Below are 19,560 nucleotides of genomic sequence, written 5' to 3' on the forward strand. Positions count from 1 at the left end.
AATTTCTAACTCTTGACTGTATATTAGCTTTGGGAAGGAATAAATTCGCTTTCTGGTTTTGGCGCTTCTTGATACATTTGCCATTCTTGCCAGAGTAAAGTAGACAAATGTACTATAGCGAGAATTAGTGTCGCTACCGAAATCAGATAACTGTGGATTGTGTAAAGGTGTTCGACAGTAATTGTATTAATGGCTCCACCACCAGTTAGGATTTCGCGCAACTGCCCACCAATCAAGGGAATGGCTTCAATAGTTCCTAGCTCAATGCTAAAACGCCAGTATCCTTCCTGAGTCCAATCTAAAATCATCGCTGTCCAATCCAGCCCGATCGCACTCAGGGTTAACAAAATCACACTAATCCAAGCAGCCAGCCAACTCTTGCGAAATTGCCGACCTAAAAACATCACCACAATTTGAATTAGAGCGATCGCAATTACCGCATTCCCAGCAATATCATGCGCTCTCCAAAACAACCAGCCGTATGGCAGTTGTGTATTAATCATCTTTAATGAGTTATAAGCTCCGCCTGCTGTCGGTTCATAGTAAAAAGAAAGCATTACTCCGGTTGAGATATAAATTAAACACAGAGTCAAAATCACGACTGATAATATCGTCGCTATTCGTCGCAAAATCTTATCGAACTGGGTGCTTTGCATGGCTCACCCCTCCTGTTCTTAACTAAGTATTTATTCTTATTACGATTCTAGCTAAGAAATTTTAATAAATTTTACTTTTCTTATATAAAAATAAAGTTTTTTAAATCAAATATTGCACCCAAGCTTTTAAGGGTTCTGGTGAGCCATACCAAATTCCAGGACTTCTGGGAGAATGCTTGACACCTTCAATCACGAGATTTTCTGCTCCCTCTAAATGAGCAGCTTCAATAGGCGTAATGCCATCTCCCCAGGTGTTGCCCTTACCACAGGTTAATTGGTAACTACTGTAAGCTAACCAACTACCAGGCCGCCTTTTCCCAAAGATAGTTTTGCCAGCCACACAAACGTAACGAACGTTTTTGTAAAAAGCTCCTGGGTAGTTATTGGTGACAAAATCTAGATTGGAGCGTGTCCAGCGTTCTTGGCTAATATGGGGTGTACCTAAGGTAATGAGAGTAGCAATTAAGGGATGCCCTTGCCAGAGAAATGGCTTGACATCACCGCGTGCTAAATAGGGCTTTTCTCCCATGTAAATGCGGGATATCCAACCTCCGGCTGAGTGACCAATTAAGTTAATTTGAGTAGCATTATGTTGACATAATATATGCTTGATTGTGCAATCGAGTTGTTGCAAAATCAATATTATGGGTCTTACTCCCAAAGTGGGGAGCCAGTCACGCCTTCGCAGTGGTACTGTAACTGCGGGAAAATCTAACTTTTGTAGGGATTGTTCTAGCTGGCGATAAGCGATCGCACTTTCTAAATATCCAGGCAAAATAACTGTCGGTAACGGCATTTGAAATTTTGGGGATGTAAGATTGAAGGTTTGAACTTTTTTGACGAAGAAATAGTCATGATTCAGGAGCTAGAATTGCGATCGTCTGACTCACTCCTTGGAGAAAAACTAATAGCTTTGGTGGGTTTTAGGCTAGGATCTCAATAAAATTGTACAATTTGCAACAGTTTGAGTGGCTGCCGATGTGGTACTATTTTTTTAATAAGCCCCAGTCTCAAACAAACACGTGTGTCATTTGTTACAGAAGTGTAGTTGACTGAAAAACAGTTGAAAAAACAAGGTAACTTCAGCAGATGTTTTGATAACTTGTGCGTTTACTTAAACTTTATAAAACTTCTAGATATTAATTTTAATTGTGTGTGTCATAACAATAAAAAATCAAAAGTAGTAATTTTTCAAATATCTCTTTAGCAAGCTGGAATTTTGAAGATATGATACAGCGTCATTAATTAAAAACTTGAATAAATGGCAATTTTGGCGTTTTGATTGCCAGCAGAGGAAGTTATTATTTCATTATGAAGAACGCATATCTTGCAAGATATTGCAATATCGAAAAGAGAAAATCGCTAGTCAACTGCAACTGAGTGAGTGAACGAGAAAAGCTATGTCTTACGTCTCCCTGCTGAAAAATATACCAGAAATCTTAAGCCAGCCAATTGGGATAGCAGCTATAGCCTCTCTTGGTATCCACGGTGCGATCGCCATGATTGTACCATTGATGCCGATGGAGTCTAACAAGCCCAAAGAAACAGCATCATCTAAAACAGTTGGACTTTTGGAATTGAGCCAAGCAGACCAAAACCGTTTGCCGCAACAAAGCACACCCCAAATTGGTTTACAACAATTACCTCCTGTCGCCCCACTTGCTGCTCCAAACTTTAGCCTCCAACCGGGATTAACCCCATTAGCGCCATCACCATCAAGTCAGCTGATATTACCTCCGCTACCGGCATCATCGAATAACTATCGAGTCTCTTCCTTGCCTACAAGGCAGTCTTTGCGGATGATTCCTAGTGATAATTTGCGATTTGACGCGTCTAAATTTGATAGTTCTAAATTTAATACCAGCGCCAGATTCTCTCGACCAGTTCCTCGCGTGAATGTGAGTGAAAACGTCGCCAAATACGAGCCACCTAAGCCGCTGGCTGTAAATAGGTTGCCAGAATTGCAGTCGCAGCAAATACCTGCTGATATTCTGCGGAATGCCCAACCTCCAATCTTATCTGACAGTACACCCGTTGAAACAGCACAGGTAAATACGACTTCTGTGCCAATTCAGCCAATGACGCAACCAATTTCTAATGCGTCGTCTGCAATTGCTCAAAACCCACTGATAAATTCTCTAAAACAAGCTCCAACGAATGGAGGTACTTTAATTGGAACTAGGGGAAGCACGCTACAAACAGCCGATTTATCGACTAAGGGAACTCAACAGGCAATTGCACAGCTAGATTCCTACGCCAACCTGAGAAAGGAAGTCCAGCAACAATACCCTAACGCTGAACAAAAACCAGTCATCCGCCAAACATTATCCACGAATAAGTCAAATCTTGAAGGTGCTGTTTTGGGTGTATTGGTTGTAGATCCTGATGGTAAGGTCTTAGATATCAAATTTCAAGACAAGTTAATTTCCCCGGAATTGCAATTAAAAGCAAGGCAATACTTCAACAAGCAATCCCCCAAGGGAGATAAACAGATTAGTTCCTATCCATTCAACCTACATTTCCAAAGCAGTAGGAGCAATCTTACTGGAATTACTCAAGAGCAAAAGCCCTCGTCATTATCTGCACCGGGAATCAATAATAATCAGATTACCCCCTCACCAGCAGATACTTTTAAACCATTACCTAATTTACAAATCAGAAATAACCCGTCTACGTCCTCACCAACAGGTACTCTCAAACCATTAACTGCACCAGCAGCTACTCCTAAACCATTATCTGAACTGCAAATTAAAAATAACCAGCTTACGCCTTCATCGGCAGCTACTACTTCTGAACCGTTATTGTTGCCAAAAATCAATCATGGCCAGTCTACATCTGCTGCTGAATCGGATAAAAAATTAGTAGAACGGTTGCGCGAAGTCAAGGAAAGTAGACAAAAGTCTAATTCAGAAAAATAATCACCCGCTGATGATTTTGGATTCAGGTAGGGGTAATTGCTCTAGACGTATTCGCAGCGTCTCTTAAAGAAGCAGCTACTCTACGAGTTCTCCCCTGGAGTACCTTTTGGGCCTTTTACCTACCTGAAAATCATTCTTTTCGACTATTGTTTGCGTAAGTCCTGTTTAAAATACAATACGCTTGGGTTAAAAGTTATTAGACTTCTTGCATGAATCAATGAGCTTTCACCCTAAATCCCTCTCCCCAGCTTGGGAGAGGGACTTTGAAATTGTCTCCCCTTCTCCTAAAATTGGGGGAAGGGGTTGGGGGATTAGAACTAGTTTTGTATTCGTACAAGAAATCTATTGGTGTAGATAATTGGTCTTTTAAGACGCGATAAATCGCGTCTCTACATCAGGGTTTTGGGTTTAAAATATTGTTTTTAGTAGTGACAAATAAGCGATCGCTGGTTCGTCATACATAATACTTAACTTAGAAGTTCGTTAAAAGCTTCCAAGAAGGAAATGCACTAATACCAATTCTCCATGAAGATGCACTTAATCTTGAAAAACGAACCGCCAAGAAAGCCAAGAACGCCAAGCAAGAGAGAGATAATCATTTAGTGCAAGCTTATAAAGAATTGGTATAAGAGATTTTCAACAAATAAATTCTCCAATGTTTTGGGGTGAGCGTCTAGCTCGCCAGTAATTAAAGATAGGCAATAACTGCTCACCCCATAAAAACTAGACGGTATAGCTACTTTACCAGCCTTGTTCTGCATTGTGAAAAACGTAATCAGCTACCTCTAAAATGTCCTCAGAACTTAACTTGCTTTTAAAGGCAGGCATGGCATTTTTACCATTTTGCACTTGGTGGATAATCGCCTGGATTGAGTCTTGATTGTAATTTTCTAGGTACTTTGACAATGCTTCCTTTTTCAAGGTTTTCTGGTTGATAAGGATGTTACCGCCACCTATATGGCAAGAAGCGCAGTTAGCCTCGAAAATTTTAGCACCGTTGGATGTTTCGGCAGCTAGTGCTGGACTAATGAATGTAAATTTGAATAGGGCGATCGTCGACAGTAGAATTAATAAAAGTATTCTCAACAAAATTTCCTCGCAACAAGCCTCCAGCAAGAGTATAAACGCGATTAATCCCTGATTAAGTCAAATTTGATCAAAATTGGCGGTAACGAGTTCACTCCTCGATCGCTACAGATTGTTTAGCGTCTTAGGGAAGGATAGGACTCGTTACCGCCATTTGTGTATTTTGTGCGTCACTCTAGGAGTCTAGCGTGTGGCGATGAGCTAATTTCACTGAGTAATCATCTCGTGTCAAACGCTGGTGTTTCTAGCTATTGGACAGTGATTGTACCAACCATACCAGCACCACGATGAGGTTCACAGTAGAAGGTGTAGTCACCAGCAGGTGCGTCTGCTGCAAAGGTGGTTGTTTCCTTTTGACCGGGACTCATGAGCAACTTCTTATGAGACAGAGATTTAGCTAAATCAGCGCTCTTAGAGGGGTTTTTGGCAGGATCAAACACTACATTATGGGGAGGAACTTTATTGTTCACCCATTCAATTGTGTCACCTGCTTTAATGGTCAACTTTTTCGGTTCAAATGCTAGCAGTCCTTTATCACTACCCAATTTCACCTTGTAGGTTTCAGCCGAAGCACTGGGAGTAAAAACAGCAAAGCTGCTAACAACTAAAAGGATTGTCAACACAGCTAAACTAAGGCGTCGCCAGCTTGCCGAAATTAATTTCATAGCTCTCTCCTAACAAACAATTTTTTCCCTTTCTCATTTTAAATAAAATCAACGTCAAAGTATGACAATCTGTCATATATCTATTTTTTTTTTAAGAATGGAGAGTAATTTATTGCAAAAAGCCGTCCAATCAGCAGTAAATGGGGAATAGGGAATGGGGAATGGAGACTAAATTCTTTCCAATGCCCTATTCCCAATACCCAATGCCCTATTCCCAATGACTCAACTCCGGGATTTAGTAATAGATTTTCCCGCCTCCCCACTTAGTACCAACGATTTTGGGTTGTAAGAGAATATGACCGGCGATCGCTTCCAAGTCATCATCCGTCAGATTTCGCACTGCTGTGAAAATATCTGCGCTTTTGAGACTGGGGTGTATTTCGGAAATCTCTTCTTCCCCGTCGTAAGTAGTGGGATTTTTCAGGTAATCTACTAAACCTTCAACGTTGTTACGGTTAGGTGTTGCTAGTGCCAAGTCCTCTGGAGTAAGTCCCACGTTTTGGTTTGTCTTGGTAACTCCCCCAGCATGACATTGGGCGCAAGCGTAATTAAATAAGCGTTTGCCTTCTTTGACTTGTTTAAGGCTGAGTACAACGGTATCACCCTGAGTATTTAATGGCACTGTTCGGGTAGCTTCGTCTAGTTCCACTGCTGTCGCGGTACCGACAATCAACTGAAACGAAAGTAAAACAGTAGCCACAACAACGCCAATTAGTTTTATAAACATGTTTCCCCTTAAAGATTTGACGCTCAACACAGCTAAGAATGCGATTCTCAATCTCCAAGCTGCTAATTGCTAATGACTCATTGTTTTTTGTCATTAGCTATCAGTTATTAGCGAAAGTTCTGAGATAACCCTTCAGGGGACTTCGCGATCGTCCACCAAGTCGTTAGTACCTTTGGGGCATATTTCAGATGATATTTGGGAAAGAATTGCCTTTGCATCTTCTAACGCCAAACGGGTCTTTTGGTGTTTGTAGGCGATTCCCAGTTGGTTGCACAGAGAAAACACTTTTTCTACAGGAATGCTGTAGTCGGCTGCTATCTCTGCGATCGATAGGTCTGCAAAACCCATAATGCTTGTTTACTGATAGATAGAGATTGAGTCGCTGTAATACCAATATCACGTTAGGAGTGCAATTTGTTGCCCAAAATACTGTTTGGGGAATGGGGCATGGGGGGACAAGGGAGACAAGGGGAATAACCCAATGCCCAATGCCTATTAACCTTTTCCCCCAGTAAAGGTGACGCTTTGAATAAAGTAACGGTTAAAAAATGCGTAAATACCTAAGACTGGTAGGGTGAAGACCATAGAAGCCGCCATAATGTAGTTCCAATAGCTGATGTATTGACCTTTGAAGGTGTTCAGCCCCAAAGGAAGGGTAAACATTTCTGGGTCAAATAGGATAACTATAGGCAGTAAAAAATTATTCCAACTCCCCATGAACACAAAAACTGCCTGTGCTGCTAGTGCTGGTTTTGCCAAAGGTAAGACAATGTGTCGAAAAATTCCAAAAGTATTTAAGCCATCCAGTTGCGCTGCTTCTTCTAGTTCTTTAGGAAAATTAACGAAAAACTGCCGCATCATGAAGATAAAAGTGGCATTAACCATGCTAGGAACAATCATGCCTTGGTAAGAATTCAGCCAGCCGATCGCTTTTAAAATCAAAAATGTCGGAATCAGGGTGATTTGCGTCGGTACTGCTAGTACTGCCAAAATTAGGAAGAACCAAAAGCGCTTGCCCAAAAAGCGCAGTCTTGCCAGGGCATAACCAGCCATTGAATTTAACAACAAGTTTAAAAGCGTAACACTGACGGCGATCGCTACACTGTTGAATAACCAGCGCCAAAATAGCGGTTCTTGGAGAAAGATTTGCCTGTAGTTGTCAAGAGTAAAATTCTTGGGGAGAAAGTTGGGTTCACCACTGACAATCTCTGTTAGTGGCTTAAATGATGCTGAAAGTGCCCAGAGAAAGGGAATTAGGGTAATGATGGCATAAAGTGTCATTAAGACGTACAACAGGGCTTTGAGCCAGGATAAGCCAGAGGTTTTAGTCAAATTCGTTCGCCTCCGAAAAGTCGCCGCTGAATCAAAGTGATGGCAATGATGATTATTGTTAACAAAAATGCGATCGCAGCTGCATATCCCATTTGTAAATTCCGAAATACAGCTTGATAAATCAGCAGCACTACAGTTAAGGTAGCGTTGTTTGGCCCACCAGTACCGCCAGAGAAGATGTAAGACTGGTCAAAAAGTTGAAAAGTGCCAATTACCCCCACTGTCGCCACAAAGAAGGTTACAGGCTTAAGCAAGGGAAGAGTAATGTGGATAAATTGCTGCCATCCATTTGCGCCATCAAGTTCCGCGGCCTCGTAAAGTGTTTGGGGTATATCTTGCAACGCCGCCAGATAAATCACCATATAAAACGGCGCGGTTGACCAAATGTTCATGATCATAATTCCTTTGAGCGCAACTGCTGGATCGCCCAACCAGTTATAAGTAGGTAGCCCCACAAAGGCAAGAAAATCGTTTAGTAGCCCATCAGTGTTATAAATCCACATAAAGATAAGTGTCAGCACTGCTGAAGAAGTGACTGTCGGCAAAAAATAGAGAATGCGCCACCAGTTTTTACCGCGAATCCCAGAATTTAGAGTTACTGCCAGAATTAAAGCCAGGATAGTTTGAGTTGGCACAACAATGGCTACATATTCGGCTGTGTTTCTCAAAGCAATCCAAACTCTTTCATCTTCAGCTAATCGTGTGAAGTTCCGAAAACCAATGAACTCGTACTCAATACCGCCAAGAAGTTGGACTTTTTGCAAGGAAAGAAAAACGGCGTAGAGAATAGGTAAGACTACAAAAGTTCCCAAAACTAGAATGGTGGGCATCATGAACATATACCCAGCCAAGTCTTCGGTGATGTTCCACCTGGGGTTATTCCGCCGCCTGTTGATTTCAAACACTACTGAACCTCCGTTTAATCTCGCACTAACCCGGCTGTAGCGATGGGTTGTGCATGATTATTTATCGTACTCCTGTCACAAAAGCATTCAATCCTCATTTTGTAAGGAAAAGATGATTCTGCTTTGGGAAAAGGTTAGAAAATTGTTGAAAAATTTGCTTAACTTAGCTCTTGTTCTCTTTTTGGGCTATGCACCGGAGTGGAATTTTTATCTTTAGAGGAGGTTTCTATATATCATCTGATAAAAAAATGCCAATTTTATCAAAGGATTATTCATTGTAACTGCTTCTTAGGTATTGTAAACTCCCTGTGAAAATAGGTACTTTTTAAAAATGGAGATTTTAAATGATGCTTCATTCACTCAGAATGTGGATTGTTCCACTAGTTTTGACCTCAGTTAGTCTTTGCTCAAATGTAAGCAGAGCAACAGCAAAGACCATTTATCCATTTATTGGCAATTATCGGACAACAGTCAATATTACGCCTATTTCAGGCAACGTTTCGCAGGTATTTGAGGTTGGTTTGAGTGATAATGCACCCTATGATTTAAGATTATACAAAGGTTTGACATACTCCGTGATTGATGACAAGGGAAATCTCACTTTTAACAATAATCCAGAAGTATTTGGTGTCCAAGGTTTCCCATTAGGCTACATCGTGTTTGGCGACGGTGATAACAAGTTATTTGGAACTAGTGATGCCAGTGCTTCAGTTAATTTTGATAATCTGACAGCGAAAGGTTCTGGCATCGTGAATATCACTGGCGGTAAGGGCATATTCAAAAATGGTATAAGCACACTATTGTTCTCGGAAGAAGACATTGTTAATTTAGGATCAACTATTACCTTGAATGGTCTGGCTCTAGTCAGCGGCTCTATCGAAGTTCCCCAAGAAGTTCCAGAACCAACAACCATCATGGGGGCAGTAGTAGTATTTGGTGGATTAGCTGTTGGTTCGTTTGCAAAGCGAAAGAGAACTACTAGAAAACAACATTAGTAGCAAACATTAAAGTATTCATAAACGCTTTAATTCTTATTATGGATGCTTTAATGTTTACAATATCGGAACTTCGTGCTCAGAACTCGGAACTTCGAGAATTCGAGAATAAATGAAGACTTAGGTTCAAGGAATATGAGACTCAACTTACAATCTCACCTTTACAAGGCTGTTTCGACACGATTCAAAAATTTGCTCAAGACTTGCAAGAATCGTTCCGTCTCTTCGAGATGAGGCATATGTGAACTGTTTTCAAACATTACCCACTCAGAGCCAGAAATACCCTGGTGAACTGTTTCAACACAAGTAGGCGTCACCTCATCGTAACGACCTGATAGCAGCAGTGTAGGTACGATAATTTTACCGAGGCGGTCTTCAATATTCCAGTCGATGATTTTGCCTGTACCCCGAAACTCTGTACCAACTTTACTGTAGGCTCTAGTTAAGCTGCTGGGCCAAGGGTCTAGTCGGCAAAGAAAAGAATGATTGAATACTTCCATTGCCTGTTTGTATTCGGGGTCTTGAGTAGTACCATCGGCTTCGTGTTTACGAATGACCTCTTGTACTTCGATTGGTAGCTCATTCATCAGGCTATAAGCTTCAGTGACAAATTGTCGAATGCTAGAAGGCGTGTTAGCTAGAACGAGACTGACTAACCCAGTCGGTTGAGAAAGACCATGTTCCAAAGCTAAACAACCGCCCCATGATTGCCCAAAAAGATGAATTTGGTCTAAATTTAAGGCACTGCGGACGGCGAAGAGTTCTTCTTTGAATAAATCTATGGAATATAAGGTAGGGTCTGTGGGGCGATCGCTATTTCCACACCCTAATTGATCGTAAAAAATCACCCTGCGTCCGGTTGTGGCGATGCCTGCGGCGGGCGAAGCCAACGCTTCCAAAGGTTCCAAGTAGTCGTGGGGTACTCCTGGGCCTCCGTGAAGACACAGCAGTGGTAGCTTGCCAGAATCTTCTTGGTCTGGTTTAACGATGCGATACCATACCATACCTGATGACCACGGAATGAAATAAAGTCTTCAAGGGCAGAAGTATTAGACATGGCACAAAAATTATTTGACATTATAATAGTCGACTATACGTAGACAAAAATAGCAAATGGCGATCGTCCGCCCAAGAATAATTGATTACCACGGCATTTCAGCTACCCAAGCACAGCTAGATTTTGCCATAGCATTTCTAGATGAAGATATTCCCCTTTACGTTGACCCTTTTCTTTTATGGAAGTCTCCCTCACAACAAGACCAATCACTTCATACCTCCATAATTAATTCCTTTAATAACCTAAACTTTCTTGTTCAGAAAGGCAAAATAGATCAGGCTCGTGACAACCTCATTCTTGCATCTGAATGCCAAGAGATTGGACTGGGATTGTCAAAAAAACGAAAAGGTATAAAAATTAGCCGTAATAAAGCAGATGAAATTCTCTCTTTATTTCAGAAAATTCCTGAGTATGGAAAATACGGATTTGTTCACTTTGAAGAGATCCAGTTTTATGTAGATGGAATTGCGAAAGATCGCATCAGTGATATTTGTTGTAACTTTATTAAATCATTAATCATTTTTGATAGACTTTACAATACAACAATGCGAAGAAGTAGGAATACCAATTACTAAAGCTGTTGTTGCTGGAATTTATAACTACCGTAAAAATTCATTTATCCTAGATCAGGAAATTACATTGCCCGTAAATCCTGAAACCAAAGAGCCTTTAATCTTTGTTCCTAAGAGATGGCTAAGATTTTCTCCGTGGATCAACTTTAAAGACTACTTTAAGGATTACTGTCCTCGTGATGAAATTTTTAATCCTGGTGAGCCAGAAGAACGTGTTAAGGTTCTAAACTTCAATAGGGATAATTATGGCATTGTTCAGGAATATATCAAGGTAAAAGAGCGAACTCAGGATGACTGTAAAAACGATCCGCTATTTAAACAGATTCCCGTCTTTTCCGCTAAACGAAAATTAGGTGAAATAGAAAAGCTACCAACAGGAAAGACGAATGAAGCACACATTAAATACGAAAATTATATCTGTCAACTTTTTGCATCGCTTTTCTATCCAGACCTTAACTTTGCAGCAGAACAGAGTCGTACAGAATCTGGAAAACTTATTCGAGACCTCATTTTTTACAATAATAGGTCAATTGATTTTCTTCAAGACATTTATCAAGACTATGGCAATAGACAGCTTGTTTTTGAGTTAAGAACGTTAGCAGTTAAATATTATGCGGTGAATGCTCTTAAGTTACTTCATGGCTTTTATCTGCTGATTAGCTGCATTTTTTGCCCGTACCATCACCTGCTTTAATGGTTATTGCCCCAACGAGGCACTGACAAACTGGTTATCAAAATTATTCACGATCGCCGCTAGATACTGACCTATCTACCACGGTGTAGCATAATTTACACCACTTTCTAATAGCGATCACAGTAGGTCTTGGTCATAGCTAGTAAATATTGAGTAATAGTTCATGCTATGCCCTTTAGAATATGACTATAGTCATGACTACGGTTATCATGAAATCAATTTCCAAAAGTAAACTCAAATCTCAACTTCTTGAGTTCTTACGACTTGTAGAGTCAGAGGGAGAAGAAATTGTAGTTACCGATCGCGGTAAGCCAGTTGTGAAAATTTCCAAATACGCACAAGCACCTTCAACAGAAGAGTTATTTGGGGAAATGCGCGGTAAAGTGAAGTACTTTGAGGATTTAACTACACCAACTACTGAGGAATGGACACAATTGTGAAGATAGTCCTTGACACTTGTGCCTTAATCTGGTGGAGTTTAGATCCAGCCAAACTTTCTGAACAAGCCAAAGAAGCGTGCAACTACATGGAAAGGGATAAAAAATAGTCTTGTCCCGTCCATAGCTATATGGGAAATTGCGATAAAAATTAAAAATAAAAAACTAGATTTAGGAGTCAATCTTAACGATTACGTAGTAAGGCTGAAAAAGTCTAGTACCGTTCAAATTGTACCTATTGATGAAAATATTTGGATGGAAAGTGTCAACTTGGAATGGGGTCATCGAGATCCAGTAGATCGAGTTGTCGTTGCAATAGCCAGAAATAATTAAGCTGCAATAATTACATCTGATAAGGAGATAGCAAATTTCTACTCAGAAGTGATTTGGTAGAGGTAAGAAAGATTACTTACTCCATCGTCTTAATTTGCTGATTAGCTTCATTCTCTGCCTTCAGCATCGCTTGCTTTAATGGTTGTTGCCTCAACAAGGCGCTGACAAACTGGTTATCAAAGTTATTTATGATCGCAGCTGGATACTGACCTACTTGCCACGGTGTAGCATAATCAACACCCGCTACTAATGGCGATCGCAAGGGATCTTGGTCATAGCCCAAATTTTTTGCTACTGATTTACGTGTTGGCAAAGCAAACCCTGTGCCTGTCCACTTCTGCATTCCTTCTTTACCCGTGAGATAAGAAATCAACTCCCAAGCTTCGGCTTTGTGTTGTGCTTGCTTATTCATCACGTAGGCAACGGTCAACATCATTGTGCCTTTTTTATTATTAATCGTAGGCACTTGTGCGGTAGCAAACTCTACTTGGGGAAAGGTTTCGGTTAGATAGGGAATTGCCCAGTTACCTTCAATCACCATCGCCACCTTACTCTGACCAAACATTTCACTACCTGAGTTTGTGCCAACATCAGATTTTTGAGCGGAGGAGCGGTCTTTTTGATACTGATCTATCACTAACTCTAAACCCTGTAAACTTGCCTCACTGGCAAAGGTAGCATAACTATTTTGATCGACGAGTTGTCCACCAAAGGCTTTAATTTTATAAACCTGACGTGCTAAGTCGGGGTTTTCTCCAAAGCCGTATTTATTAAGTTTGCCTGTCAATTGCTTAGAGTAAGTGCGTAGTTCATCCCAAGTAGCTGGCGGATTACTCAAGCCGGCGGCGGCAAAGGCTTTTTTGTTATAAAACAGGGCAAGGGTGGAATAGTCTTTAGGAAGACCATAAATATGGTTCTGGTATTTGAAGCTGTCAAGTAGGCTATCCTCGAAGTCCGCTAGGTCAAATTCGGGGGTAATGTAAGCTTCTAGCGGTTCGAGGACATTTTGACTCATCAAAAAAGGAGCTTCGACCGACTCCAGATAAAAGACATCAGGCGCTGCTTCTCCAACCAAACGAGTTTTGATTACATCCATGTATTGGTCAGAAATCGCCTCATATTTGACCTTAATATTTGGATGCTGTGCCTCAAAGTCTAGCAGAACCTGTTTCAAAAGTTTTTGCTCAACAAGATTGCCCCCCCAACCACTGAGTTTAATGGTGACTGGGGTAGATGCTGAGAGTTTGCTTGGTAATTCTAGGGTGTGACAACCAATAATGGCGATCGCGATCGCCATCACCAATGCCAAAAAATTAAATAATCCTTTATTAATCACAAACAAATAATACGTCTTTTTCCTCGCTCATACCTTGTGTTATTAAGGAGTGATATCTTAATTATTTGAAATTTTGGTTAAAAATTGCAAGCTAAAATAACGAAAAATTATCAGCGATGCTAACTAAAGCATACTGAGATCCTTTGCAAGCTGATTTATCCGAGGATACTTCACCCATAATCTATGTTTACGGATTCTGTTCAGATTGAAACAACTGCACCACTGATCCTGAAATTTACCCAGATTGCCTCACCACCAACAGCAATCTCTTCAAACTCTCGAATTTCCAAGGATACTATTCGCACTAGTTTAAAAGCTTCCACTGCGGATTCTGTCTTAGCATCGGTTTACTCTCTTGGAACTGGCGGGATTTTACTCAGCAATTTATTGGTGGAGTTGGGTGCTAGTCCAGTGGTATTTGGAATGCTGTCCTCTATTCCCATGTTGGTCAATCTCATTCAGCCGTTGGGTGCTTACTTGTCTGAACGTAGCACCAGTCGCTTTCAATATTCGCTTCGGACACACGGAATTGGTCGGTTGCTATGGTTGGTTCTAGTAATTGGTATTGCCAGTGTCAGTTGGGGAGTACTTAATACTCACCAGCTAGTCATATTAACACTCTTGATTGTTCTATTTAGTAGTCTTTTGGGAGGACTAGGAACTGCATCGTGGCTAAGTTGGGTAGCAATGATAGTTCCCCGTCAATTGCGAGGCAGGTATTTTGGGACACGTAATAGTGCCGCTAGTCTAACTAATTTGGTTTGCGTACCAATGGCCGGTCTAGTTGTATCACATTGGTATGGGGGAACTCTACAAGGCTATGGAGTAATTCTACTGATAAGCATTGTCTTTGGGATTATGGGATTGGGTTGTCAGTATTTCCAAGTGGACATGAATCCGCAATCGCAAAACACTTATTATGACAAGTCACCACAAATCAGTGAAATTCAATCAGAGGTTACAAAAGATGAATCTTCTGAAGTACTTCAATCAATTCATCTGCCAAAAGATCAGTCAGCTAACAGCATCTGGAAAAACTCTAACTTTTTGATATTTCTGGTGTATTTCAGCTTTTGGACGCTTGCTGTTAACCTCAGCAGTCCTTTTTTTAACCTCTATATGCTTGACACGTTGAATTTAGATGTGAGCTATGTGACTATCTACAACAGTCTTCAGGCGGGGGCAACTTTGCTGATGCTTATCCTGTGGGGAAAATTAGCAGACAAGATAGGTAATCGTCCCATCCTCATCTGTATTGGGATTTTGGTTGGAATCACACCACTTTTGTGGCTAGGGATTAGTGTTAATCGCCTTGACATTTGGCTGTGGTTGCCACTACTACACATCTTGACTGGAGGTACTTGGGCGGCAATTGACTTGTGCAGCAACAATATACAATTGGGCATTGCACCAATTAAAAATCAGTCTATTTATTTTGCGATCGCAGCTGCCGTTGCTGGAGCAAGTGGTGCTTTGGGCACAACTATAGGCAGCTTTCTCGTCCAATTTGCTCAGTCTGGAGGCTTACTAGGCTTGTTTGCCCTATCAGGTTTATTCCGACTAGTAGCCCTTGTTCCACTCATATTTCTTCAAGAGCCAGGCAGAGGATGAGAGAGTGGGGAGTGGGAAAGAAGCAGGGGAGCAGGGGAGAAGTTGCAGTAAGTTTTTCCCCTCTGCCTCTCTACCCCCGTGCACCTCTGCCTCTTGTACTCAATGCCCCAAGCCCCAATCCCCAAGCTTTATTCTGCGGCGGTAGAAGTCAAGGACATTGTTTCCCACAACACCATGTGAGGTGTTGTTAGTACAGGCTGGTGTAGGGCAATCAGCTGGGCTAAGGTGTTCTTTAATTGGGTACGGGGTACGATATCATCAACAAAACCATGCTGGAGCAAATCTTCAGCAGTCTGAAAATTTTCGGGTAGTTTTTCCCGCAGGGTTTGCTCAATCACTCGCCGACCTGCAAAACCAATCGTTGCCTTGGGTTCTGCCAAAATTATATCGCCCAACATTGCAAAACTAGCGGTAACGCCGCCTGTTGTCGGATTGGTCAAAACAGGAATATATAATAATCGCGCGTCTTTATGGCGTTGTAAGGCTGCGGAGATTTTTGCCATCTGCATCAAAGAAAGCATACCTTCTTGCATCCTTGCGCCACCGGAGGTGCAAACGATAACTACAGGATAGCGTCGTTGAGTGGCTTGCTCAATCATCCGGGTGAGTCTTTCTCCCACGACTGAACCCATACTACCACCCATGAAGCGGAAGTCCATAACCCCAAGGGCAATGGGTAAACCATTGATTTGACCTAAACCAGTTCTAACCGCGTCTATTAAGCCAATTTTATCTTGTGTTTCTCGTAGGCGATCGCTGTAGAGTTTGCGATCGCGAAATTCCAGCGGATCAGTTGGACGCAAATGCTCATCCAGCGGTTTCCAGGTATTATTATCAATCAATTGACGGATGCGCTCATCGCTGTCTACCCGATTGTGATGACCACATTCGACACAAACCATCTGATTGGCTTTCAGGTCTTTTGTATATGCCAACACGCCACACTTGGAACATTTATGCCATAATCCATCAGCAATTTCACGTTCTTGGCGTTCGAGGCTGGTAGATCCTGACTTCCGTCGATTTGCAAACCAATCAAATAGAGACTTTAAACCACGTGATTCTTCGTTGTTAGCCATTTTTTATTTTATTTTAAGTGGGTATGAGGTCGAAAACATTTCAAACCGTATTGGGTTGTCCTTAGTCATTAGTCATTTGTCTTTATTAATGACCCTTCGGTGACGCTTCTACATCGTTAACGCCAGTTCCTCATGGGAAGCCATTCCGTCGGGCGGCTTTGCCGACTTGAAGGAAGTGGCGTAGAAACCCCCTTCTCTACGAGACGCTTCGCGTTCGCATAGCATCTTGTAGAGAAGAGACCGCGCTGGCTGACTAATGCCTAAGTCGTTAAATTACGCTTTTAAGCAATTCAGACCTTAATTTTCATCTTTGGTTGCCAGCTTAACGAAAATACTTATACCAATACAAGTCTCTTGCTCTTTTTTTCAGCAGACTTAATTATATGGATGTACTGACAAAGCCATGAGAATACCAACCTCCAAATAAGATGCTCTCCCTCTCCCACCCAAATCAATTATTCCTATTGCTAGGTTTTGAACAATCAGCATCTGTTGTACTAGTTGCGCTTGCCAACGGTTAATCGTCGTTAAGAGGGTAATACAAGTCACAAGCTGAATATTATCAAAATCTGAAAGGCAGATGGGGTAATGTTGGTTACAGTCACGAATTATAAATATTTCTTATGAAAGGGGATTGGGGATTAGGTATGGTTATTCTCCTAGTCCCTAGTCCCCAGTCCCCAGTCGCTACTTCAATTCAAGAGGCTGGAAAAAATAACCGCAGGTAGCTAGACAAAATGGCTTCGCCGCTAAATAGGGTAATCACAGATCCTAAAGCCAGAAAAGGGCCAAAGGGTATCTTTTGTCCTAATTTTTGTCGCGATCGCTGCATAATCAAAACACCAATGCCAATTAATGCTCCCAGCGCACAGGCAATAAAACTAGCCAAGAGCAAATATTTCCAGCCTAACCAGGCTCCCATCATGGCTGCTAACTTGGCGTCACCTGCACCCATTGCAGTTTTACCAAAGGCAATTGAACTCAATAGGGCGATCGCATCAAACAGCCATAATCCTAATACCGCACCAACTATACCCATTATTAGGTGATTTACCAATGCTACAAAACTACCCTCTGGTAGAAAACCAACTACCATTTGAAATAAAATCCCTACCACTAAACCCGACTGAGTAAGTGGATTGGGTAGAGTCATTGTATCTAGGTCAATGAGCGATAGCGCCAATAACCAACTGCAAAAAGCCCAATAGCCTATTGTTAAAGTCGAAACTTGAAATACCAAAAAAATTAGTAAAAAAATTATGCCCGTTACCCCTTCTAACACAGGATAACGGACAGAAATTTTGCTTTTACAATATCGACACCGCCCTCTTAAGGAAATCCAGCCGAACACTGGTACATTGTCGTAAGCTTTTAGCTGGTTTAAGCATTTAGGACAACGAGAAGGCGGCCAAAGAATTGACAACCCAGCAGGTAGGCGATAAACAATAACATTGAGAAAACTACCGATAGATGCACCCAAAGCAAAGACCATTACACTCGCCGGGATGGCGAACAAAATGTCCATATAGTCATTTGTCCTTTGTCATTTGTCCTGTGTCATTTGTGCTGTGTCATTTGTCCTTTGTCAATAACTAATGACCAATGACCAATGAACTAATGACCAATGACTAATACATGTGGGATTCAATTTGACTTAAGGGCACAAAACATTCTTGAGGTAAAAGAACTGGTTGGTTAGTAAAAATAACCTTACCTCGATGAGTCACACGATTAATTGCTACACCGGAAGGTTGCCCAGCTATTTCGGGATGAACTTCACAGTGAGTATAGTATATCTGCCCAGCAGCTCGGATTACAGCAGGATCAATCAAAGGCGATTGGTTCTTTGGGGCGGTAAAATTTACTTGACCTTGTCGTAATGCGTACACTATCGACTGTTATTTGATTGCTAGATTTCCCTTTAGTCTACCCGAAACTTATAGCAAAGGTTGCCATATTGCCCAGTTTGCTCTATAAAATTATTTTTGTTCAAGAGCCTTAATTAGTGAGTCTCCCATAGCGCGGCAACCAAGGAGGTTTTTTCCTGGAGAAATTATATCCCCGGTGCGATCGCCTTGTTCTAAAACTTGTAATACGGCTTGTTCGATATGGTCTGCCGCTTTTGGCTGGTCTAAAGCGTAGCGTAACATCATCGCCACACTCAAAACCTGTGCTAGAGGATTAGCCTTATCAAGTCCGGCGATATCTGGGGCGGAACCGTGGACTGGTTCAAATACACCAGGCCCAGAAGCGCCCAAACTAGCTGAGGGTAACATCCCAATACTACCTGTGAGCATGGCAGCAGCATCAGAAAGAATATCACCAAACAAGTTGCCTGTAACAATGGTGTCGAACTGCTTGGGAGCGCGTACTAACTGCATAGCAGCATTATCTACATATAAATGAGAGAGTTCGATATCTGGATATTCTTGAGAAAGTTGAGTGATGCGATCACGCCACAACTGAGATACTTCTAATACATTCGCCTTATCCACCGAACAAAGTTTCCCACCGCGTTTTTTTGCTGCTTCAAACGCCACCCGCCCAATACGCTCAATTTCCGACTCTGTGTAAACCATTGTATTTACACCGCGTTTTTCATCATTTTCTGTAGCAAAAATCCCTTTGGGTTTACCGAAGTAAATCCCACCAGTGAGTTCGCGCACCACCATAATATCCACGCCTTCGACAATTTCGCGTTTCAAAGTTGAAGCGTCGATTAGTTGGGGCAAAATTTTCGCTGGGCGCAAATTGGCAAATAATCCTAAACCGGCACGTAACCCTAACAAACCTGCTTCTGGGCGTAAATTGGATGGCAGGGAATCCCACTTGTAACCACCAATCGCAGCGAGTAACACAGCATCACTGTTACGGCAAGTATCTAGAGTGGCAGATGGTAGGGGTTCCCCTGTGGCATCAATTGCTGCACCACCGATCAGGGCTTCTTGGAATTCAAACTTCAGATCAAATTGCTTCCCTACGACTTTTAGCACATCTACCGCCACTGCCATAATTTCAGGGCCAATGCCATCGCCGGGGAGTAGAGTAATGCGGTAGTTCTGGGTCATAGCTGGTTATTACTAGGTAAATGCTTGCAGATTAAATATCATACCTAGCAAAATGTACTGATGGAGTTTTTAATTTATTTGGGTGTAAC

General features: G+C 41.7%; 22 protein-coding genes. 7 read left to right on the forward strand and 15 right to left on the reverse strand.

What is annotated here, in order from left to right; genetic code table 11:
• Positions 1–23: 23 nt before the first annotated feature.
• Both ACFE93_RS00705 and ACFE93_RS00710 read right to left on the reverse strand, forming a co-directional pair.
• Positions 24–656: a cytochrome b N-terminal domain-containing protein gene (locus tag ACFE93_RS00705; protein WP_375471552.1), complete on the reverse strand. Its 633-nt coding sequence runs from the start codon at positions 654–656 to the stop codon at positions 24–26.
• 100 nt (positions 657–756) lie between these two features.
• Entirely contained in the window at positions 757–1,452 is a 696-nt protein-coding gene (locus ACFE93_RS00710; protein WP_375471553.1) for an esterase/lipase family protein, read from the reverse strand.
• 604 nt (positions 1,453–2,056) lie between these two features.
• Between ACFE93_RS00710 and ACFE93_RS00715 the strand changes: the two genes are divergently transcribed.
• Positions 2,057–3,574: a hypothetical protein gene (locus ACFE93_RS00715; RefSeq protein ID WP_375471554.1), complete on the forward strand. Its 1,518-nt coding sequence runs from the start codon at positions 2,057–2,059 to the stop codon at positions 3,572–3,574.
• 741 nt (positions 3,575–4,315) lie between these two features.
• Here the strand turns inward: ACFE93_RS00715 and petJ are convergent.
• The 6 genes from petJ to ACFE93_RS00745 all read right to left on the reverse strand — a co-directional run bounded on the left by petJ (position 4,316) and on the right by ACFE93_RS00745 (position 8,289).
• The gene (gene petJ / locus ACFE93_RS00720; protein ID WP_375471555.1) at positions 4,316–4,660 is read right to left on the reverse strand and encodes a cytochrome c6 PetJ; all 345 of its coding nucleotides are present in this window, start codon (positions 4,658–4,660) and stop codon (positions 4,316–4,318) included.
• Between the two features lie 248 nt (positions 4,661–4,908).
• Positions 4,909–5,325, reverse strand: a complete 417-nt coding sequence (gene petE, locus ACFE93_RS00725) for a plastocyanin (RefSeq protein WP_375471556.1) — start codon at positions 5,323–5,325, stop codon at positions 4,909–4,911.
• 235 nt (positions 5,326–5,560) lie between these two features.
• Positions 5,561–6,052, reverse strand: coding sequence for a photosystem II cytochrome c-550 (gene psbV / locus ACFE93_RS00730; protein WP_375471557.1), 492 nt, complete (start codon positions 6,050–6,052; stop codon positions 5,561–5,563).
• A 132-nt stretch (positions 6,053–6,184) separates the two neighbouring features.
• A complete protein-coding gene (locus ACFE93_RS00735; RefSeq protein WP_375471558.1) occupies positions 6,185–6,400 on the reverse strand; it encodes a hypothetical protein in 216 nt (71 codons plus the stop codon).
• A 147-nt stretch (positions 6,401–6,547) separates the two neighbouring features.
• Positions 6,548–7,333: a carbohydrate ABC transporter permease gene (locus tag ACFE93_RS00740; RefSeq protein ID WP_375471592.1), complete on the reverse strand. Its 786-nt coding sequence runs from the start codon at positions 7,331–7,333 to the stop codon at positions 6,548–6,550.
• A gap of 47 nt (positions 7,334–7,380) precedes the next feature.
• Positions 7,381–8,289, reverse strand: a complete 909-nt coding sequence (locus tag ACFE93_RS00745; protein ID WP_375471559.1) for a carbohydrate ABC transporter permease — start codon at positions 8,287–8,289, stop codon at positions 7,381–7,383.
• Positions 8,290–8,633: 344 nt separating this feature from the next.
• Between ACFE93_RS00745 and ACFE93_RS00750 the strand changes: the two genes are divergently transcribed.
• The gene (locus tag ACFE93_RS00750) at positions 8,634–9,284 is read left to right on the forward strand and encodes a hypothetical protein (RefSeq protein WP_375471560.1); all 651 of its coding nucleotides are present in this window, start codon (positions 8,634–8,636) and stop codon (positions 9,282–9,284) included.
• A gap of 161 nt (positions 9,285–9,445) precedes the next feature.
• Here the strand turns inward: ACFE93_RS00750 and ACFE93_RS00755 are convergent, their stop codons facing one another.
• Complete coding sequence (locus ACFE93_RS00755; protein WP_375471561.1) at positions 9,446–10,288, reverse strand: proline iminopeptidase-family hydrolase; 843 nt, start codon at positions 10,286–10,288, stop codon at positions 9,446–9,448.
• A gap of 109 nt (positions 10,289–10,397) precedes the next feature.
• Between ACFE93_RS00755 and ACFE93_RS00760 the strand changes: the two genes are divergently transcribed.
• From ACFE93_RS00760 to ACFE93_RS00775, 4 genes are all read left to right on the forward strand, one after another.
• Positions 10,398–10,916, forward strand: coding sequence for a hypothetical protein (locus tag ACFE93_RS00760; protein WP_375471562.1), 519 nt, complete (start codon positions 10,398–10,400; stop codon positions 10,914–10,916).
• Positions 10,864–11,607, forward strand: coding sequence for a hypothetical protein (locus ACFE93_RS00765; protein WP_375471563.1), 744 nt, complete (start codon positions 10,864–10,866; stop codon positions 11,605–11,607). The genes ACFE93_RS00760 and ACFE93_RS00765 overlap by 53 nt, the downstream gene beginning before the upstream one ends.
• A gap of 194 nt (positions 11,608–11,801) precedes the next feature.
• The gene (locus ACFE93_RS00770; protein ID WP_335031008.1) at positions 11,802–12,047 is read left to right on the forward strand and encodes a type II toxin-antitoxin system prevent-host-death family antitoxin; all 246 of its coding nucleotides are present in this window, start codon (positions 11,802–11,804) and stop codon (positions 12,045–12,047) included.
• Positions 12,048–12,194: 147 nt separating this feature from the next.
• Positions 12,195–12,377 (forward strand): hypothetical protein, encoded by a 183-nt coding sequence (locus ACFE93_RS00775; RefSeq protein WP_375471593.1) that lies wholly within the window; start codon positions 12,195–12,197, stop codon positions 12,375–12,377.
• 76 nt (positions 12,378–12,453) lie between these two features.
• Here ACFE93_RS00775 and ACFE93_RS00780 read toward each other — a convergent pair whose 3' ends face one another.
• Positions 12,454–13,674 (reverse strand): ABC transporter substrate-binding protein, encoded by a 1,221-nt coding sequence (locus tag ACFE93_RS00780; RefSeq protein WP_375471594.1) that lies wholly within the window; start codon positions 13,672–13,674, stop codon positions 12,454–12,456.
• A gap of 222 nt (positions 13,675–13,896) precedes the next feature.
• Here ACFE93_RS00780 and ACFE93_RS00785 point away from each other — a divergent pair, with 222 nt between their 5' ends.
• Positions 13,897–15,324, forward strand: a complete 1,428-nt coding sequence (locus ACFE93_RS00785; RefSeq protein WP_375471564.1) for an MFS transporter — start codon at positions 13,897–13,899, stop codon at positions 15,322–15,324.
• Positions 15,325–15,452: 128 nt separating this feature from the next.
• Here ACFE93_RS00785 and accD read toward each other — a convergent pair whose 3' ends face one another.
• From accD to leuB, 5 genes are all read right to left on the reverse strand, one after another.
• A complete protein-coding gene (gene accD, locus ACFE93_RS00790) occupies positions 15,453–16,403 on the reverse strand; it encodes an acetyl-CoA carboxylase, carboxyltransferase subunit beta (protein ID WP_292873445.1) in 951 nt (316 codons plus the stop codon).
• A 375-nt stretch (positions 16,404–16,778) separates the two neighbouring features.
• Positions 16,779–16,952: a hypothetical protein gene (locus ACFE93_RS00795; RefSeq protein ID WP_375471565.1), complete on the reverse strand. Its 174-nt coding sequence runs from the start codon at positions 16,950–16,952 to the stop codon at positions 16,779–16,781.
• Between the two features lie 148 nt (positions 16,953–17,100).
• Positions 17,101–17,928 carry a prepilin peptidase gene (locus tag ACFE93_RS00800; RefSeq protein WP_375471566.1) on the reverse strand — a complete coding sequence of 276 codons (828 nt, stop codon included), beginning with the start codon at positions 17,926–17,928 and terminating at the stop codon, positions 17,101–17,103.
• A 103-nt stretch (positions 17,929–18,031) separates the two neighbouring features.
• Positions 18,032–18,292 carry a hypothetical protein gene (locus ACFE93_RS00805; protein ID WP_104908437.1) on the reverse strand — a complete coding sequence of 87 codons (261 nt, stop codon included), beginning with the start codon at positions 18,290–18,292 and terminating at the stop codon, positions 18,032–18,034.
• Positions 18,293–18,382: 90 nt separating this feature from the next.
• The gene (leuB, locus tag ACFE93_RS00810) at positions 18,383–19,471 is read right to left on the reverse strand and encodes a 3-isopropylmalate dehydrogenase (protein ID WP_375471567.1); all 1,089 of its coding nucleotides are present in this window, start codon (positions 19,469–19,471) and stop codon (positions 18,383–18,385) included.
• Between the last annotated feature and the right edge of the window lie 89 nt (positions 19,472–19,560).

The sequence above is a fragment of the uncultured Nostoc sp. genome (assembly GCF_964247315.1).
Lineage (GTDB): Bacteria > Cyanobacteriota > Cyanobacteriia > Cyanobacteriales > Nostocaceae > Nostoc.